This window comes from Amycolatopsis sp. NPDC005003 (assembly GCF_053600695.1).
On record NZ_JBSGAI010000015.1, the window covers coordinates 55674 to 72264 of the forward strand.

Annotated in this window: 20 protein-coding genes; 6 read left to right on the forward strand and 14 right to left on the reverse strand. The window is 72.0% G+C overall.

All coding sequences use genetic code 11. The features are described 5' to 3' along the window. Window positions 1–17: 17 nt before the first annotated feature. From ACWED2_RS19140 to ACWED2_RS19155, 4 genes are all read left to right on the forward strand, one after another. A complete protein-coding gene (locus ACWED2_RS19140) occupies window positions 18–650 on the forward strand; it encodes a hypothetical protein (protein ID WP_449691821.1) in 633 nt (210 codons plus the stop codon). After that, the gene (locus tag ACWED2_RS19145) at window positions 640–1701 is read left to right on the forward strand and encodes a CbiQ family ECF transporter T component (protein WP_449691822.1); all 1062 of its coding nucleotides are present in this window, start codon (window positions 640–642) and stop codon (window positions 1699–1701) included. Before ACWED2_RS19140 ends, ACWED2_RS19145 begins: the two co-directional genes overlap by 11 nt. Continuing rightward, window positions 1698–3296, forward strand: coding sequence for an ABC transporter ATP-binding protein (locus ACWED2_RS19150; RefSeq protein ID WP_449691823.1), 1599 nt, complete (start codon window positions 1698–1700; stop codon window positions 3294–3296). The genes ACWED2_RS19145 and ACWED2_RS19150 overlap by 4 nt, the downstream gene beginning before the upstream one ends. A gap of 317 nt (window positions 3297–3613) precedes the next feature. After that, on the forward strand, window positions 3614–4450 hold the full coding sequence (locus tag ACWED2_RS19155) for an ECF transporter S component (protein ID WP_449691824.1): 837 nt from the start codon (window positions 3614–3616) through the stop codon (window positions 4448–4450). Here the strand turns inward: ACWED2_RS19155 and ACWED2_RS19160 are convergent. Together ACWED2_RS19160 and ACWED2_RS19165 are read right to left on the reverse strand one after the other, a co-directional pair. Next, the gene (locus ACWED2_RS19160) at window positions 4441–5295 is read right to left on the reverse strand and encodes a 3-hydroxybutyryl-CoA dehydrogenase (protein ID WP_449691825.1); all 855 of its coding nucleotides are present in this window, start codon (window positions 5293–5295) and stop codon (window positions 4441–4443) included. The genes ACWED2_RS19155 and ACWED2_RS19160 overlap by 10 nt on opposite strands. 122 nt (window positions 5296–5417) lie before the next feature. After that, on the reverse strand, window positions 5418–5612 hold the full coding sequence (locus ACWED2_RS19165) for a DUF3073 domain-containing protein (protein WP_003056942.1): 195 nt from the start codon (window positions 5610–5612) through the stop codon (window positions 5418–5420). A gap of 207 nt (window positions 5613–5819) precedes the next feature. On the opposite strand from ACWED2_RS19165, the gene ACWED2_RS19170 reads away from it, so the two are divergent. Further along, on the forward strand, window positions 5820–6716 hold the full coding sequence (locus tag ACWED2_RS19170) for a hypothetical protein (RefSeq protein WP_449691826.1): 897 nt from the start codon (window positions 5820–5822) through the stop codon (window positions 6714–6716). Between the two features lie 272 nt (window positions 6717–6988). Here ACWED2_RS19170 and ACWED2_RS19175 read toward each other — a convergent pair whose 3' ends face one another. Genes ACWED2_RS19175 through ygfZ form a run of 3 tightly spaced genes read right to left on the reverse strand, consistent with a single transcriptional unit; the run spans window position 6989 to window position 9661 of the window. Then, window positions 6989–7921, reverse strand: coding sequence for an asparaginase (locus ACWED2_RS19175; RefSeq protein WP_449691827.1), 933 nt, complete (start codon window positions 7919–7921; stop codon window positions 6989–6991). After that, the gene (locus ACWED2_RS19180) at window positions 7918–8481 is read right to left on the reverse strand and encodes an RsiG family protein (RefSeq protein WP_449691828.1); all 564 of its coding nucleotides are present in this window, start codon (window positions 8479–8481) and stop codon (window positions 7918–7920) included. The genes ACWED2_RS19175 and ACWED2_RS19180 overlap by 4 nt, the downstream gene beginning before the upstream one ends. A gap of 49 nt (window positions 8482–8530) precedes the next feature. Continuing rightward, entirely contained in the window at window positions 8531–9661 is a 1131-nt protein-coding gene (gene ygfZ / locus ACWED2_RS19185) for a CAF17-like 4Fe-4S cluster assembly/insertion protein YgfZ (protein WP_449691829.1), read from the reverse strand. A 31-nt stretch (window positions 9662–9692) separates the two neighbouring features. Here ygfZ and ACWED2_RS19190 point away from each other — a divergent pair, with 31 nt between their 5' ends. Next, window positions 9693–10541 (forward strand): aminodeoxychorismate lyase, encoded by an 849-nt coding sequence (locus ACWED2_RS19190; protein ID WP_449691830.1) that lies wholly within the window; start codon window positions 9693–9695, stop codon window positions 10539–10541. Here the strand turns inward: ACWED2_RS19190 and ACWED2_RS19195 are convergent. The 9 genes from ACWED2_RS19195 to ACWED2_RS19235 all read right to left on the reverse strand — a co-directional run bounded on the left by ACWED2_RS19195 (window position 10520) and on the right by ACWED2_RS19235 (window position 16555). Next, window positions 10520–10945 (reverse strand): hypothetical protein, encoded by a 426-nt coding sequence (locus tag ACWED2_RS19195; RefSeq protein WP_449691831.1) that lies wholly within the window; start codon window positions 10943–10945, stop codon window positions 10520–10522. The genes ACWED2_RS19190 and ACWED2_RS19195 overlap by 22 nt on opposite strands. A gap of 98 nt (window positions 10946–11043) precedes the next feature. After that, window positions 11044–11889 (reverse strand): 5-oxoprolinase subunit C family protein, encoded by an 846-nt coding sequence (locus tag ACWED2_RS19200; RefSeq protein WP_449691832.1) that lies wholly within the window; start codon window positions 11887–11889, stop codon window positions 11044–11046. Next, window positions 11886–12482 carry a 5-oxoprolinase subunit PxpB gene (gene pxpB, locus ACWED2_RS19205; protein WP_449691833.1) on the reverse strand — a complete coding sequence of 199 codons (597 nt, stop codon included), beginning with the start codon at window positions 12480–12482 and terminating at the stop codon, window positions 11886–11888. The genes ACWED2_RS19200 and pxpB overlap by 4 nt, the downstream gene beginning before the upstream one ends. A gap of 4 nt (window positions 12483–12486) precedes the next feature. Beyond that, window positions 12487–13101: an FABP family protein gene (locus ACWED2_RS19210; protein WP_043775837.1), complete on the reverse strand. Its 615-nt coding sequence runs from the start codon at window positions 13099–13101 to the stop codon at window positions 12487–12489. Between the two features lie 234 nt (window positions 13102–13335). Next, on the reverse strand, window positions 13336–13647 hold the full coding sequence (locus tag ACWED2_RS19215; protein WP_449691834.1) for a DUF1416 domain-containing protein: 312 nt from the start codon (window positions 13645–13647) through the stop codon (window positions 13336–13338). Next, complete coding sequence (locus tag ACWED2_RS19220; RefSeq protein ID WP_449662393.1) at window positions 13647–14483, reverse strand: sulfurtransferase; 837 nt, start codon at window positions 14481–14483, stop codon at window positions 13647–13649. Before ACWED2_RS19220 ends, ACWED2_RS19215 begins: the two co-directional genes overlap by 1 nt. A gap of 32 nt (window positions 14484–14515) precedes the next feature. Continuing rightward, a complete protein-coding gene (locus ACWED2_RS19225; protein ID WP_449691835.1) occupies window positions 14516–14947 on the reverse strand; it encodes a DUF4395 domain-containing protein in 432 nt (143 codons plus the stop codon). A gap of 265 nt (window positions 14948–15212) precedes the next feature. Beyond that, window positions 15213–15644, reverse strand: a complete 432-nt coding sequence (locus tag ACWED2_RS19230; RefSeq protein WP_449691836.1) for a TlpA family protein disulfide reductase — start codon at window positions 15642–15644, stop codon at window positions 15213–15215. Between the two features lie 11 nt (window positions 15645–15655). Beyond that, window positions 15656–16555 (reverse strand): LmeA family phospholipid-binding protein, encoded by a 900-nt coding sequence (locus ACWED2_RS19235; protein ID WP_449691837.1) that lies wholly within the window; start codon window positions 16553–16555, stop codon window positions 15656–15658. Window positions 16556–16591 lie beyond the last annotated feature (36 nt).

Here is a 16591-nt window from a genome sequence, read left to right on the forward strand (position 1 = left end):
CTGGTTAAGGTTCTTGCATGATCGCCTCCCGTTTCGCCGTTGTTTGCGCTCTTCTGTTCGGCGCCGCTTTCCTGGGCGCCGCACCGGCGTCGGCGACGGGAACCGACGGGGCTTGCCCGGAGGGCGGCGGCGTGACGGTGGTCGTCGACTTCGGCGACCTCGGGCCCGGGTCGCTGGTCCGCTGCGCCGCCGGCACGCCCGCGAACGGCATCGCCGCCCTGCAGGAGGCCGGGATCGAGGTGGCCGGTTCGCAGAAGTACGGCCTCGCGGTGGCCTGCCGGATCAACGGCAAGCCGGGCCCGGACGTCGAGTCCTGCGCCGGGATGCCGTCGGCGACGGCGTACTGGAGCTACTGGCACTCCTCCGCCGGAGGCAGCTGGACGTCGAGCCAGGAAGGCGCCCAGACGGCGAAGCCGGCGCCGGGTGGGTTCGAGGGGTGGGCGTTCGCGCGGCCGAAGTCGGCGAACGACCTGCCGGCGCCGCCGCGCGTGCCGCCGGTCCGGCAGACCGGGACGGCTGTCCCGGACGTCTCGAAGGCCGGCGACGTCGGATTCCCGTGGGGCTTCGTGATCGGTGCCGCCGTGGTCCTGGTGCTCGGTGGCGCGGGCGTGTTCGTCGCGTCGCGCCGGCGGCGTCGGCGTGCGCAGTAGGGCGCTGCACCCCGGCGCCTGGTGGGCCTGGGCGCTCGCGCTGGCCGTCGCCGCCAGCCGGACGACGAACCCGCTGTTGCTCGGCCTGATCATCGCGGTCGCCGGGTTCGTCGTGGCGAACCGCCGGAGTGACGCGCCCTGGGCGCTGGCGTTCCGGCTGTACGTCTACGTCGGCGCGCTGATCGTCGCCTCCCGGGTGCTGTTCCGGATCCTCATCGGCGGTGACGACGGCGGGCACGTGCTGTTCACGCTGCCGCGCATCCCGCTCGCCGCCGGGTTGTCCCTGTTCGGGCCGGTGTCGGCGGAGGCGCTGCTGGGCGGCTTCTACGACGGGTTGCGGCTGGCGACGATGGTCGTCTGCGTCGGCGCGGCGAACGCACTGGCCAACCCGAAACGCCTGCTCAAGGCGGTTCCGGGAGCGTTGTACGAGGTCGGGACGGCGGTGACGGTGGCGCTCACGGTCGCCCCGCAGCTCGTCGAGAGCGTGCAGCGCGTGCGGCGGGCCCGCCGGCTGCGGGCGGGCCGGATTCGCGGGCTGCGGGCGGTGAAGGGCATCGTGGTGCCCGTGCTGGCGGACGCGATGGACCGATCGCTGCGGCTGGCGGCCGCGATGGACTCCCGGGGCTACGGCCGCCGGGCGTACCTGAGCTTCGGGCTGCGGGCGCTGATCGCGTCCTGCGTCCTGGCCGGGCTGGTCGGTGTCTGCGTCGGCGTCTACGGCGTGCTCGACGGGACGTCGTCCTGGCTCGGCGTGCTGTTGCTGGCGGCCGGGCTGGGCGTGGCGGTCGTCGGCTTCGTCCTCGGCGGGCGCAGGGTTCGGCGGACGGCGTACCGGCCGGACCCGTGGGGCCGGCCGGAGACGCTGGTCGTCGCGGCTGGCGTCGGGGCGTGCGCGCTGCTGTTCGCGACCGCGCGGATCGACCCGGGACGGCTGTTCCCTTCGCTGAGCCCGCTGCGCTGGCCGGAGGTTTCCTGGGTGCACGCGTTGTCCGTGCTGGTGGCGGTGCTGCCGGCGTTCCTCGCACCCCGCGTCCCGGAGGTCGTCCGATGATCGAGTTTTCGCAGGTCACGGTGACCTACCCGGACGCCGCGCGCCCGGTGCTGTCGGACGTGACGCTGCAGGTCGAAGAGGGCGAGTTGTGCCTGGTCGCCGGCCCGACGGGGGCGGGGAAGTCGACGTTCCTCGGCGCGCTCAACGGTCTCGTCCCGCACTTCACCGGCGGTCGGCTGTCCGGCCGCGTCGTCGTCGGTGGTCTCGACACGGCTCTGCACCCGCCGCGGGAGCTGGCTTCGGTCGTCGGCGTCATCGGGCAGGACCCGCTCGCCGGGTTCGTGACGGACACCGTCGAGGAAGAACTCGCGTACGCGATGGAGCAGCTGGCGGTGCCGCCGGACGTCATGCGCAAGCGCGTCGAGGAAACCCTGGACCTGCTGGGCATCGCGGACCTGCGCAACCGTCCACTTCGGACGCTGTCGGGCGGGCAGCAGCAGCGGGTCGCCATCGGCTCGGTGCTGACGGCGCACCCTTCGGTGGTCGTGCTGGACGAGCCGACGTCGGCGCTGGACCCGACGGCCGCCGAGGACGTGCTCGCCGCGATCACCCGGCTGGTGCACGACCTGGGCACGACGGTGATCGTCGCGGAGCACCGGATGGAGCGGGTGGCCCAGTACGCGGACCGGCTGCTGTACCTGCCGGGCGACGGCTCGGTCCGGTCGGGACCGCCGGCCGAGATCCTGGCGACGTCGTCGATCGCGCCCCCGATCGCCGAGCTCGGGCGGCTGGCGGGCTGGTCGCCGCTGCCGCTTTCGGTCCGGGACGCGCGGCGGGTCGCCGGGCCGCTGCGCGCTCGGCTTCAGAAATTGTCGGTGGTGGGTCGTAGTCTCTCGGTGACCGGTTCGGCACTGGACGTGAGAGGGGTGGTGGTCCGATACGGAGATGTCCTGGCGGTACGCGGGGTGAGCCTGCGTGTCGGACCGGGCGAGGTAGTCGCGCTGATGGGACGCAACGGCTCCGGCAAGTCGTCGCTTCTCTGGGCGGTGCAGGGCAGCGGCCCGAGGTCGGCGGGGAAGGTCGACGTCGGTGGCGCGGACCCGGCATCACTCAAGCCACGAGCGGCCCGTCAGCGCGTCGGCCTGGTCCCGCAAACCCCGGCCGACCTGCTGTACCTCGATTCGGTGGACGCCGAGTGCGCACAGGCGGACACCGAGTCGCAGGTGGCGGCGGGAACGGCCCGGGCCCTGCTGGACAGGCTCGCTCCGGGAGTCGCCGGTGAAGCGCACCCCGGCGACCTCTCGGAAGGGCAGCGACTGGCGTTGGTGCTGGCGATCCAGCTGGCGTCGGCCCCACCGCTGGTCCTGCTCGACGAGCCGACCCGCGGCCTCGACTACCACGCGAAAAGGCGCTTCGCGGCGACCCTGCGAGAGCTGGCCTCGCAGGGCCACGCGGTAGTGCTGGCCACCCACGACGTCGAGTTCGTGGCAGCGGTGGCCGACCGCGTGGTGGTCATGGCCGAGGGCGAGGTGGTGGCGGACGGCCCGACGAAGGAGGTGGTCGTCGCCTCGCCGGCGTTCGCCCCGCAGGTGGCGAAGATCCTCGCCCCGGAGCGGTGGCTGACGGTGGACGAGGTAGCGGAGGCACTGGCATGAGAACGGGGAGGGTGGGGAGGGGGCGGGGCGGGGGGCCCACACCGGCGCCGACCTGCGTCTCCAGGCGGGCCCCGAGCGTATCGGCGCCTGCCTGCACCGAGCGGCCATGCTCGTCGGGGCGCGCCTGTGCGACCGGGTGCCGGCGGAGGTGACTCCGGTATGACCGATTTCCCCGGCCCGCCGCCCCGTGCCGTTCGGCTGGCCCCGCGGCCCGTGTTGGTTTTCACCGTCGCGAGCCTCCTCGCCTGCCCGCACCGAGCGGCCATGCCCGCCGGGGCGCGCCCGTGCGACCGGGTGCCAGGGGAGGTGACCCCGGTATGACCGACTTCCTCGGCTCGCCGCCCCGTGCCGTTCGGCTGGCCCCGCGGCCCGCGTTGGTTCTCACCATCGCGAGCCTCCTCGGGCTGGCCATGTTCTGCTGGCCGCTCTTCGCGCACCCGCAGCCGACCGCGGCCGCGCACACCGCCGATGCCCCCTTCGTCTTCATGGCGACCCTGCCGGTGCTGATCCTCGTCGTCCTGGCCGAGCTTTCCCGTGGGGGCATCGACGCCAAAGCGCTCGCTCTCCTCGGCGTGCTCTCGGCCGTCAACGCCGGGCTCCGGCCACTCGGCGCGGGCACCGGCGGGATCGAGCTGGTTTTCTTCCTGCTCGTCCTCGCCGGCCGTGTCTTCGGCCCCGGGTTCGGCTTCGTGCTCGGCTCCACGTCCCTGTTCACCAGCGCGCTGCTCACCGCCGGGGTCGGGCCGTGGTTGCCGTTCCAGATGCTGGCGTCGTCGCTGATCGGGCTCGGGGCCGGCCTGCTGCCACGAAAACCGCGCGGCAAAGCCGAGATCGCGATGCTGGTCGGCTACGGCGTCTTCGCGGCCTACTTCTTCGGCATGCTGATGAGCCTGTGGTCGTGGCCGTTCCTCGCCGGGGACAGCACGCAGCTCGGCTTCGTGCCCGGTGCGCCGCCGGCGGAAAACCTGCGCCGGTTCGCCGTCTACACCGTCCTGACGTCGACCCTCGGCTGGGACACCGGCCGCGCGATCACGAACGCCGTCGCCATCGTGCTGCTGGGGCCCGCCGTTCTGGCCGTACTGCGGCGCGCCGCGAGGCGGGCGGCGTTCGACGCGCCCGTGACCTTCGACCGGCCGGCAGCCCGTCAGCCGTAGGAGTAGAAGCCGCGGCCCGTCTTCTTGCCGAGGAGACCCGCGTCCACCATGCGCAGCAGCAGCGGCGGTGACGAGTACAGCGGCTCCTTGAACTCCGCGTACATCGAGTCCGCGATGGCCTTGACCGTGTCCAGCCCGATCAGGTCGGACAGCCGCAGCGGGCCCATCGGGTGGGCCGTGCCCAGCTCCATGCCGCGGTCGATGTCCTCGGCCGACGCGAAGCCCGACTCGATCATGCGGATCGCCGAAAGCAGGTACGGCACCAGCAGCGAGTTCACGATGAAGCCGGCGCGGTCCTGCGAGCGGATCACGGTCTTGCCCAGCGCCGTTGTCGCGTGCTCCTCCGCGCGGCGGGCCGTCTCCTCGCTGGTCAGCAGCGAGGGCACCAGCTCCACCAGCGGCAGCACCGGCACGGGGTTGAAGAAGTGGATGCCGACCACCTGCTGCGGCCGGCCCGTGGCCATGCCCAGCTTCATGATCGGGATCGACGACGTGTTGGACGCGAACAGCGCGTCCTCGGCCTCGACGATCTTGTCCAGCTGGCGGAAGACGTCGACCTTCGCCTGTTCCTGCTCGAGGATCGCCTCGACGACCAGTTCGCGGTCGGCGAACTCGGCGATGTCCGTGGTGAACCGGATCCGGGCGAGGGCGGCGTCGGCGTCTTCGGTGGTCAGCTTGCCGCTCTTGACGCCGCGTTGCAGCGACTTCTCGATGCGTGCCCTGCCCGCGTCGAGCGCCGGCTGGTTCACCTCGGTGATCACGACGTCCAACCCGGACCGCGCGTGCACCTCGGCGATGCCGGACCCCATGAGGCCCGCCCCGACGACTCCAACCCGACTTACCACCGGCTCACTCCTTCATCGATCCGCAGCCCGCGCGCCTGTGGGCGCAACCCGAGGGCAGCACGCAGCGCGCGAGGGCGGTCGCCGGGTGGTGCCCGGCTACGCCCTCGCGCGGTTACGCGTGCTCAACGACGGTACTCGTCGTACCCGTCGTCGTACGGGTCTTCATACCGGCTGTCGGCAGGGTCCTCGTGGTGGTTGTCACTGGAGGAGTTACTCGACAGCTCGCGCTGCAAAGCATCGAAGTCGGTCTCGTGCGAGCTGTACTTGAGCTCACGCGCCACCTTCGTCTGCTTGGCCTTAGCCCGGCCGCGCCCCATGGCTCGACCCCCTCGCACAGGGGCGGGGCGGCCGGGGGAATCGGCGGCCCCGCATCGTCTCGACAATTCTTTCCTGCTCACACCGTACCGTGTCCGGGGGGGTCGATGCGACGTGGCACGGTGTGCCGGTCGCGACAGTGTTCGCCGGACACCGGTTACCGGCCGGTCGGTGGCGATCGGTGCAGGTAGACGTGCCACGATCTACCCGTGCTCCGTCCCTTCGTGGCTTACCTGCGGGTGTACGAACCCCTGCTCGCCCTGGGCGATCCGCCGGACGAGCGGCTGCGTGCGGCCGTCGCGGCGGCCAAGCTGAGGCGGACGGACGCGGGGGCGCGCGAGCAGGCCATGTGGCTCAAGTCACAGGTGGCGGCGCCGCGGCGGCTGCTGCCCGCCGAGCTCGCCGACGGCCGTCCGGCGCCGAGCCTGCTGACCGACGTCCTGGTGCTGGACCCCGCGGAAGTGCCGGGCGGCAAGGCCGAGCACGGCCCGCTCGTCTGCCCGCTGGAGCTGCGGGCGCGGTCGGCGGCCGCACTGGTCACCTTCCTCGGCGACGCCCACCCCGCGCTGAAGAACGTCGTCCTCGACGAAGGTGGCTTCACCCAGGAGACGATCCGGGCCCGGACGAAGTCGGCGATGGTGGACCTGAGCACGTCGGCGGCGCACACGTTGTCGACGACCTGGACGGTGCCGCTGCCGTGGTTCGTCCTGATCGAGCCGGAAGAGCGGCGCCTGGTGCTCGGCGACGGCCGCGCCGACCCGCGGCGCGAGCTGTCCTGGCGCGCGACCCTCGCCGACGCGCAGCACCGCGCCCGCGAGGCCGGCGAGCTGCTGGAGCAGACGTTCGGCGACTCCGGGCCGGGCCGCGTGCTGTTCGAGACGCGCCGCTGGCTGGACAACTTCGACGAGCACTCGGTGGTCGAGCTCGACTACGGCGGCCTGGTGCAGCTGTTCACGGACCCGGTCCTGGAGGCCGACAACACCGCGGACGAGGTGCACGACATCCTGGACGCCCTGCGCTCGGGCAACGTCGAGGAGCTGGCCGAGCTGTTCTCCGACCTGCGCGAGTTCTGGGGCGACGTGGCCGCCCGCGAGCGCGCCAACTAGTGGACAACCGGCCGGTCCGGGCAGCCGTCCGGCCCGGAACTGTCGGTGCTTGCCGGTAGCGTGGAAAACGGGGGCCTGCTCAGTCACGCACGCGCAGCTCACCGGCCCTCTCGCGCCCCCACCGCGGCTGCCGGTGCGCGGTTTCGATACAGCAGGCGGGCCTGCCGCGATCAGCCATGGGGTGCCTGCGCGCGGGGGCTTGGTCGGCAGGCGACCGGGCCCGATCAGCAGCGGGGTTTGATCCGCTGGGCGCACGCCTCGCGGGCCGCCTGTCAGCGCAGCTCCGGTACCCGGATCTCGCCCACCGGCTGCCCGCCGCCGGATACCGTCGGCCGCGCCAGGTTCTCGAGGCTCGATACGTCCACCCCGAGGTACCGGAGGGCCGAAACCGCCAGCGGTGCGCAAGCCCGCTTCGCGCCGTCGTCCATCTTCATCGCCACCGCGAACCCGTCCGGTAGTGCGAACGCCTGGACTCCCTCCGCGCCCGCCTTGGCGACCAGACCCTCCACACCGGACATCAACGCCGTGTCCTCGCGGCCCGTCCCCGCCACCAGCCACGGGTGCGCGCGCATCGCCGAAGCCACCTCCGCCGAAGGACCTTCGGCAGCGGCGGCGATCCGGCCGAACGCGCGGGCCAGCCCCGTCAGGGAAAACGCGAACAGGGGCGCGCCGCACCCGTCGACACCCGTGTGGGCGATCGGCTCGCCCGTCAGCGATGAAACAGCAGCAGCGAGCGACTGCTGCAGCGGGTGATCCGGCGAGGTGTAGCCCGAGACCGGCCAGCCCGCCCGGACGCACGTCGTCAGCATGGCCGTGTGCTTGCCCGAACAGTTCATCATCACCCGGCGCGGCTCGGCCGCGTCGCGCATGCTCGGGACGTGCAGCGGGAAGTCCGGCGGGCACGCCAAGTCGGTCTCGCTCAGGCCGGCGGACGAGAGCAGCTCCAGGACCCGCTTCACGTGCCCGGGCTCGCCCGAATGCGACGCGCACGCCAGCGCCAGGTCCTCGCCCGTGAAGTCCAGCCCCGCGCGCAGCATCCCGACCGCCTGCAGCGGCTTGTTCGACGACCGCGGGTACACCGGCGAGACCACGTCTCCCAGGGCCAGCCGGACAGCACCCTCCGGGCCGGTGATCACCAACGCGCCCCGGTGGACGCTTTCGACGAAGCCGGACCGGACGACTTCGGCGAGCACGGGGTTGGTCACTCGGCGCGGCCGCCCTCGTTCTCCAGCAGCTCGTCCACTGTGGCCGATCCCTGCTGGTAGCGCTTCGCGATCTCGGCGTTCAGCGTGTCCATCACGCCTTGCACTTCGCGGCGGAACGACGACACCGACAGCTCTTCGCGCGCGTACGTGTCCAAAGCGGAGGCGAGCTTCTCGTCCGACAGGGACTCGACGTCGGTCAGGTCCGTGTCGCCGATCAGGGCTTCCGCGTGGCGCCGGTGCTCGCCGGCGCGGGACGGCTCCAGCTGCTGGTGACGGCCCGAGCCCGCCGCCGGGCCCAGTGCGTTGTCCGCCAGGATCGTCGCCAGCTGGTCGACAATGCTCGCTTCGCCGCCGGAACTGCGCCGGGCCTGCTCCGCGCGCACGATGTCGATCCGGGCGTGCAGGAGGCGGCGCAGGTAGGACAGGTCGGTCTCTTCCTGCGCGGCTTCGTCACGCCGCTCGCGCAGCACGTTCAGCGGCAGTTCACCCAGGCCGCTGAGGTACCCCGGGCCGAGCACGCGGTCGATCCGCCGCCTGCCACCGGGCCGCACTTCGATCACAGCGCAGTTTATCCCGGTTGAGCGTGATCTCGCTGTCAGGGGCTTTCGTTCAGCCACGGAGTTGCGCCGCTGCCGCACGCCCCGGCGCGGGCTGTTCCGAGGGCACGGAGTCGGGGTCGATGGCCGCCTGGACGAGGTTGTCCTCCGCGCCCGCCAGCAGCTCCGCGCCCACCGGCGTCGAGCGCTTGACCAGCGCCAACGCGATCGGACCGAGCTCGTGGTGCTGGATCACCGTGCCGATCCGGCCGACCGTCCGGCCGTCCAGCAGCACCGGGTCGCCGGTCTCCGGGGTGACCTCGGGCGAACCGTCGAGGTGCAGCAACAACAGGTTCCGCGGCGGACGTCCCACGTTGTGGACTTTCGACACCGTTTCCTGGCCGCGGTAGCAGCCCTTCGCGACGTGTGCGGCCGAGCCGACCCAGCCCACCTCGTGCGGGATGGTGCGGTCGTCGGTGTCGACGCCCAGCCGCGGCCGCACCGACTCGACGCGCAGGGCGTCGAACACCCAGCTGCCCGCCGCTCGCGCGCCCGCGTCCGTGAGCTTCTTCCACCAGTCCGCCAGCGCCGCGCGCGGCACCGCCAGGTCGACGCTCCACCGGCCCGGCCACGGCATCCGCCGCGCGAAGCCGCCACCCGGCAGCGCCGCCACGGCGTACGGCTCGGGGCCGACTTCGGCGCCGACCGCGCTCAGCACGCGTTCGGCGTCCGGGCCAAGCACGGTGAGCAGCGCCAGTTCGTCCGTCGCGTCCCGGATGTCCACCTTGGACCAGAACTTCATCGCCTCGAGGTACTCGCGCAGCGTCTGGGGGCCGCCCTTGGGCAGCGCGCTGGTGACGCGCGGGGCCGGGTCGCTGTCGAGGTACACCGTGCCGTCGAGGTGCGCGAGCACCATGTGCGTTTCGACACGGCCCTGGCTGTCGAGGACCAGCGCCTCGGTGCCGGACCCCTCGGCCAGCCCGGTCACGTGCTGCGAGATGACCAGGTGCAGCCAGGACAGCCGTTCTTCGCCGGTCACGGCGAGGAACTCGCGGTGCGAGCGGTCGATCACGACCACGCTGCGCGAGGCCGTGCGCTGCTCCGCGAAGGGGTCTCCCCAGTGCCAGGGGACGCCGGCTTCGGGGTGGTCGTCAGGCGGTGGGATCGATCCGGGCACGTCCAGCAGCGGCGAGCGGTACGGCATGACCCTCAGCCTAGGTGAGTACCGTGGCCGCATGCGCGTCCTCGTCTTCCTCGACGGAACCCCGGCCGACCCCGATGTGGCCCAGATCAAGGTCGACGACCTCGGGCTGATGCGCGGCGACGGCGTCTTCGAGACGATCCTCGTCGTCGACGGCAAGCCCCGCGAACTCCGGCCGCACCTCGAGCGGCTGGCCCGTTCGGCGGCCATGCTCGACCTCCCCGAGCCGGACCTCGCGGCCTGGGAACGGGTCGTTTCGATGGTGCTCGAACGGTGGGCCGGCGGCGCGGAAATGGTGCTGAAACTCGTGTACACGAGGGGATCCGAAGCCGACCCGGCCGCGGCGCCGACCGGCTTCGCGCTGGGTTCGGAGGTCGCGCCGTCGATCATCAAGGCGCGTGCCGAAGGTGTCGCCGCGATCACCCTCGAACGCGGTTTCCCGCCGGATCTCGCCGAGCGCGCGCCGTGGCTGCTGCTCGGCGCGAAGCCGCTTTCGTACGCGATGAACATGGCCGCCGTGCGGGAGGCGGGCCGTCGCGGTGCCGAAGATGTGATTTTCACCGCGGCCGACGGATCGATCTTCGAGGGGCCGACGTCGACCGTCGTGCTCGCCAAGGGGCGGACCCTCTACACGCCGCCGTCGAGCATCGGGATCCTGCCGGGCACCACCCAGGCCGCGCTGTTCCGCGGCGCCGAGAAGGCGGGCTGGGCGGTCAAGGTGGAGCCGCTGACCGTGCGTGACCTCGTCGAGGGTGACGGCGTGTTCATGGCCTCCAGCGTCCGCAAGCTGACCCGGGTGCACACGCTCGACGGCGAGCGGCTGCCCGACTCCGCGGCGGTGTACGGCGAGCTCGTCGCGGCCTACGAAGCCGAATACGCCTGACCCTGGCTGATCCGGACGACGGCGGGAGCGACCTCTTCGGCGCGGTAGGCGGCGATCTTGTGGTGCCCGTCGATGATCAGCTCGCGTTCGCCGTCGGCCAGCACCACCGCGACCGGCCGGTGCCCGGTGCGGATGGCCGTCCGGTAGTAGCCCACGCGGGCCTCGTCCGACGGCGGCCAGGCGTCGGTCGGCGTGAGCTGCCTGCCGTCCGGCAGCCGTTCCGGGCCGCTCACCCGGTAGTCGCCGTCGACGAGCAGGTCGAGCACCGGCCCGAGGGTGGTGGCCAGCGGACGGCGCAGCTGCCCGGTGGCCAGCGCGATCCGCAGCGACTGCGGCAGCTCCGCCCGCGCCCGCGCGTTCACGTCGAGGAAACCCGTGCCACCGCTGATCGTCACCTGTTCCACGCTTATGAGGACGGGTGGCGGCGCGACATGGTTCCAGCCCCTACCCGGACGGGTGCACCGGGTGATCCGGGTCTCACCCGCGCGGCGGTACGCCTTGCTCAGGAAGGCCGGAAGCGGATTCGGGTACCCGGCCGAGCCTGCGCGAGGGCGCCCAGCGCGGCCGCTTTCACGACGGCTGCGACGGGGTAGCCGCCGGTGGTCGGGTGATCGGCGAGGAACACCACCGGCAGCCCGCTCGGGGGCACCTGGATCGCGCCGGTGACGACGCCCTCGCTGGGCAGCTCGCCGTCGACGGCCCGGCGCAGCGGCGTCCCGGCCAGGCGCAGGCCGACCCGGTTCGACTCGGCCGTGACCGTCCACCCCGCCGAGAGGCCGCCGGCGGGGTCCTCGAACCAGTCGTCGCGCGGACCGAGCGTCACGGGCACCACGAGCTCGGACGGCGCCCGAGCAGGCACGACGACGTCCGCACCGGTGGGGATCCCGGGCTCGCCGAGCGGCAGGACGTCTCCGGCGCGCAACGGCTCCGGGCCGATGCCGGAGAGGACGTCCCGGGACCGGCTGCCCAGCACCGGCTCCACCGCGATGCCCCCGGAGACGGCCAGGTAGCAGCGCAGGCCCGCGGAAGGCGTGCCCAGCGTCAGCGTCTGCCCCGCGCGGACCGCCAGCGGCGTGTGGGACCCGGCGGGACGGCCGTCGACCCGGACGTCGACCGCCGGGCCGGTGACCGCCGCCGTCACCGTGGCCGTGAACCGCACGGAGAGGCCGCCGAACAGGGCTTCGATCCCGGCCGCGTCCTCGGGGTTGCCGGCGAGCCGGTTCGCCAGCCGCAGCGACGGCCGGTCGAGTGCTCCCGACGGCGCGACCCCGAGGTGGGCGTACCCGGGCCGGCCGAGGTCCTCGACCAGCGCGTACCGCCCGGGATCGAGCACTTCCAGGCTCCTCACCGGATACTCCGGAAGCGCACGCGGTCCCCGGGTGCGAACAACGCGGGCGGGTCGGCGTGGGGGTCGAACAGCGTCGCCGACGTGTGCCCGAGCAGCCGCCAGCCGCCCGGTGACTCGCGCGGGTAGACGCCGGTGAACTCGCCGGCGATCCCCACCGACCCGGCCGGGACGCGGGTCCGCGGCGACTCCAAACGAGGCTGCCGGAGCTGCGGCGGAAGCCCGGTCAGGTAGCCGAAGCCGGGCGCGAAGCCGGTGAACGCGACCGTGTAGACCGCTTCGGCGTGCATCGAGACGACGGCCTCGGGCGAAACCCCGGCGTCGGCGGCGATCAGGGAAAGGTCCTCGCCGTCGTAGCGGACGTCGAGGGTCACTTCGCGCGGCTCGGCCGAGGGCGGGTGCGTGAGATCGGCGGCGTCGAGCAAGGCCCGCACGGCCACGACGCCGCCGACGACCAGCAGGCTGCGCGCGCCCGGAACGAGGTCGACGACCCCGGGCGGGCGCGCGGCGAGCACGGTCGCGTGGGCGGCCCGCATCTGCTCCAGCGAGTCGCAGTCGAGCAGGGCGGCGTCCTCGCCGCACCGCCGCCACCGCACGGCGTCAGCCGGCGACGCGGTGCAGCAGCGCCGAGGTGTGCGGCTGCATCTCCTGGCCCACCATCGCCCGCTCCTCGACGTAACCGAGGGAACCTTCGATCAGGCCGTACAGGCGCTGGGCCGCGGTGACGTCCTTGGCCGTGGCCGTGCGGATCACCGCGTCGGTGCCGAGCTCCCAGGACGTCTGGTTGCGCGGCTTGCCGTAGTACAGCTCGACGATGCCGGTGTTGTGCGTCAGCAGCAGCTCGATCGTGTCGTCCGCCTGCGGCCGCCAGAACCCGGACTCGCGGGCCGCGGGGCGGATGACGTTGCCGTCGTCGTCCAGCAGCCACGCCCGGGACTCGTGGATCAGGAACGGACGGCCGTCGTGGGAGATCGTCAGCTGCTGCGCGAACTTGCGTGGGCCGTCGATGGTCGGGTAGTCGACCTCGCCCTCACCGCGCCAGACGCCGACGAGCGGCAGCAGCGCGAGGCAGGCGTCGTTGAGGTTCGGCCCCTCGCGCAGGTTCGCGGTGTCGTTGGGGATGGGCAGGTCGTCCCACAGCGGGAGGTTGCGCGAGCGGGTGCTCTCCGCGCGCCTCTCCGCTGCCACGATGGCTTCGTCGCCGCTGGCGGTCATGGGTCAGCGCTGGTCCGCGTACAGCCGGTAGACGACGTACACGGCGAACCAGGTGATCGCGATGCCGGCGAGGACCAGCAGAGTCGTAAAGAAGGCTTCCACGCCCCGCAGAATAGTCCGCCCCACCCGGAACGGCCCTGCGCAGGGTCGGTGCGGTGAGCACAGTCACCCACCCGGAAACGCCGCGAAGGCCTCCCTGCCGGAGCAGGAAGGCCTTCGCGGGTGGAACGGGACTCAGGCGACCGAGATGGCCAGCTGGTGCAGGCCGGGGCCCTCCGCGGTCACGGACGCCTCGCCGTTGCCGGTGCGGTGCAGCGCGCGCACCGTCCACTCGCCCGGCGCCGCGTAGAAGCGGAAGTCGCCGTCGGCCGACGAGACGACCTCGCCGGTGAAGTCGCCGCCGCCGTCCAGGAGCCGGACGAACGCGCCGCCGACCGGCCCGTTCGCTCCGGTCACCTTGCCGGCGAGCACGACCTGCCCGCGCGTGTCGAAGTCCGCCGGCGTGGCCTCCTGGACCGGTGCGCCGCAGCTGTCGTCAACCGCCATCACTTGGCTCCCAACTCGACCGGCACGCCGACGAGCGAGCCGTATTCCGTCCATGAACCGTCGTAGTTCTTCACGTCCTCGTAGCCCAGCAGCTCGTGGAGCGCGAACCACGCGATCGAGGAGCGCTCGCCGATGCGGCAGTAGGCGATGGTGCCCTTGCCCTCGTCGATGCCCTCGTCCTTGTACAGCTCCTTGATCTCTTCCTCGGTCTTGAAGGTGCCGTCCTCGTTGGCGACCTTCGCCCACGGCACGTTCAGCGCGCCGGGGATGTGCCCGGGCACCTGGGACTGCTCCTGCGGCAGGTGCGCCGGCGCGAGCAGCTTGCCGGAGAACTCGTCGGGCGAGCGCACGTCGACGAAGTTCTTCGACCCGATCGACTGGACGACCTCGTCGCGGAACGCGCGCAGCGACAGGTCCTGGTCCTGCGCCTTGTAGTCGGTGGTGTCGCGCTTGACCTCGTCGGAGTTCAGCTCGCGGCCGTCGAGCTCCCACTTCTTGCGGCCGCCGTCGAGCAGCTTGACCTTCTCGTGGCCGTACAGCTTGAAGTACCAGTACGCGTACGCGGCGAACCAGTTGTTGTTGCCGCCGTAGAGGATCACCAGGTCGTCGTTGGAGATGCCCTTCTCCGAGAGGAGCTTCTCGAAGCCCTCCTTGGAGACGAAGTCGCGGCGCACCCCGTCCTGCAGGTCCTTCCGCCAGTCGAACTTCACCGCGCCCCGGATGTGGCCGGCGTCGTAGGCGGTGGTGTCCTCGTCGACCTCGGCGAACACGACGCCGGGGGTGTCCAGGTTCTCCTCGGCCCACTGGGTGGTGACCAGGACGTCTTCACGGCTCATGTGAACAGAACTCTCTTTCTGGGGTTGAACTTCTAGGACGCGCGGGCGGGGGTGAAGCGTTTGATCAGCAAGTACATTTCGCAGCCCAGGCAGAAGTCGAAGGCCGCGTTGAGGAAGGCCGCGAACAGCGCGAACGCCGTCGCCACGATGCCGAGCGGGGTGATCCCGACGGCGAATCCGACCGTGCCGACCAGGGCGAACACGAATCCGACGGCCTGCGCGAACCGCAGCGGGGCCGCGTCCTCACGCTCCGACGTCGGGCCGAGGCGCGGGGCCACCAGTGCCCGGTAGACGATCGAGTACGGCGCCTGCTTCAGGCCGACGAACGCGCCGATGGCGAACACGACGGTCTGGACGGCCAGCAGCGGCCACCACTCGGTGACCAGCACGACCGCGAGCACGATCGTGGTCAGGATGGCGGCGAACCGCGGGCCTCGCGGGTCGACGGCCGGTCCGGCGGGCATGGATCCTCCAGCTGGGCGGAAAGGGTGCGTGCGAACGGCACGCGTCAGCGGCATCAGGGCTGGTGGGGACCGGATCGGACGGTTCAGTGCCGGTCGGACTGAACGCGACACAGGCTGCTGCGGACGCGGCAGAGGTCGACTGCGCGTCGCTGCGTCAAGAAGGTGGTCAGCCCGGTCACGGGTGCGAGGGTACCCAGAGCTCCCTCAGGGTGGGAACCACGTTCATTCCTTGGGACGATTCCCGAATTTCGGGAGAATCCCCTGCTCAGCCTGTCCGACTGGTGAGATGCGGCCGCAGCGCGTCCAGCAGTTCGGGCCCCTTGGGGACGCCGCCGACGCGCAGGAGCTCCCGGCCGTCCGGGGTCAGCGCGATCGTGGTCGGCGTCCGCAGCACGGACAGCGACTGCGCGACCTCCGGCTGGTTCGTCACGTCGAGCTCGACGTGGTGCAGGCCGTCCGTCCGCTCGGCCAGGGGCGCGAGCACGGCCTTCGCGTGCCGGCAAGGCGCGCAGAAGGTGGTGGAGATCTGGACCAGCGTCACCGCGGACGCCGGGTCGAGCACGTCGGTGACGGGCGCGGGCAGCTCGCGGGCGGCGGCGGGCCTGGCGGCCCGGACCCGGCCGTTGCGGGCCTTCAGCAGCGCGCCGACGGCCGCGGCGGCCACCAGCGTCGCCACGAGCACCCACAGCCCCGTCACCGCACCGCTCCCTACTTGCTCAGGTCCGCGAAGGACACGTTCGCCGCCTTGCCCTTGATCGTCACCGATCCGCTCTGCACCCGCACGCCGGTCGGGGTCACCGACAGCGGCAGGTCCTTCGTGCTGAGCGACGCGTTGAAGTTCGGCATCAGCGCCTTCTGCACCGCCGCCGGGACGACCGTGGTCTCCTGGTCGTTCCCGAACTGCAGCCGCTTGGGGAGGAAGTTGATCGTTCCCTTGGCGGCGTCGGCCTCGATCATCGCGAAACAGAAGATTTCCAGATCCTTGCCCGCGAACTGAAGGTGTCCCGAAATGCGGACACCGGTGCTCGACTCGTCCTGCTCGGGCTGGCCCTCGGTGGTCTTCGTCGTGGTCGGCGCCGGCTCGCTCTGCCCGCTGTCGCCGTTCTGGACGTACTCGGTGGTCGACGGCTCGATCCGCAGGTCCTTGATCTTGTCCAGCGGGGACAGCCGCGCCAGGTCGGCGGCCTTGATCGTGACCGAGCCGGTCAGCTGCCCGATGGTGATCGCCTTCGTGTTGCCGTTGGCGAGGTCGGACAGCGGCGCCTTGACGTCCTCGAGCTCGGCGTCGACCGCGACATCTTGCAGCTTGTTCGCGACCGGGAGGCCGGCGGCGGACACGCTGATGTGACTGTAGTCACCGCCCAGCGCCTGCGTGAGGAACGGGAAACCGTGGATCGTCACCGAGGGGTCGTCGGTCAGCTGCAGCTGCGTGCGGGCCTTCTGCGAGATCAGGTGCTCGGCGTAGGCCGCGGCTCCGAAATCGGCACCGACCAGCAGCAGGACCAGGACGATCAGTGCGATCACCCACCGCCGGGCGCGGCGGCCGCGACGCCGGGCGTCGGGCGTCGGTCCGGGTCGGTCGTCCCGGGTCACGGGCCTGCTCACCATCGCGTCCGTACTCCTGTTCGTCGGGGACACCGGGAT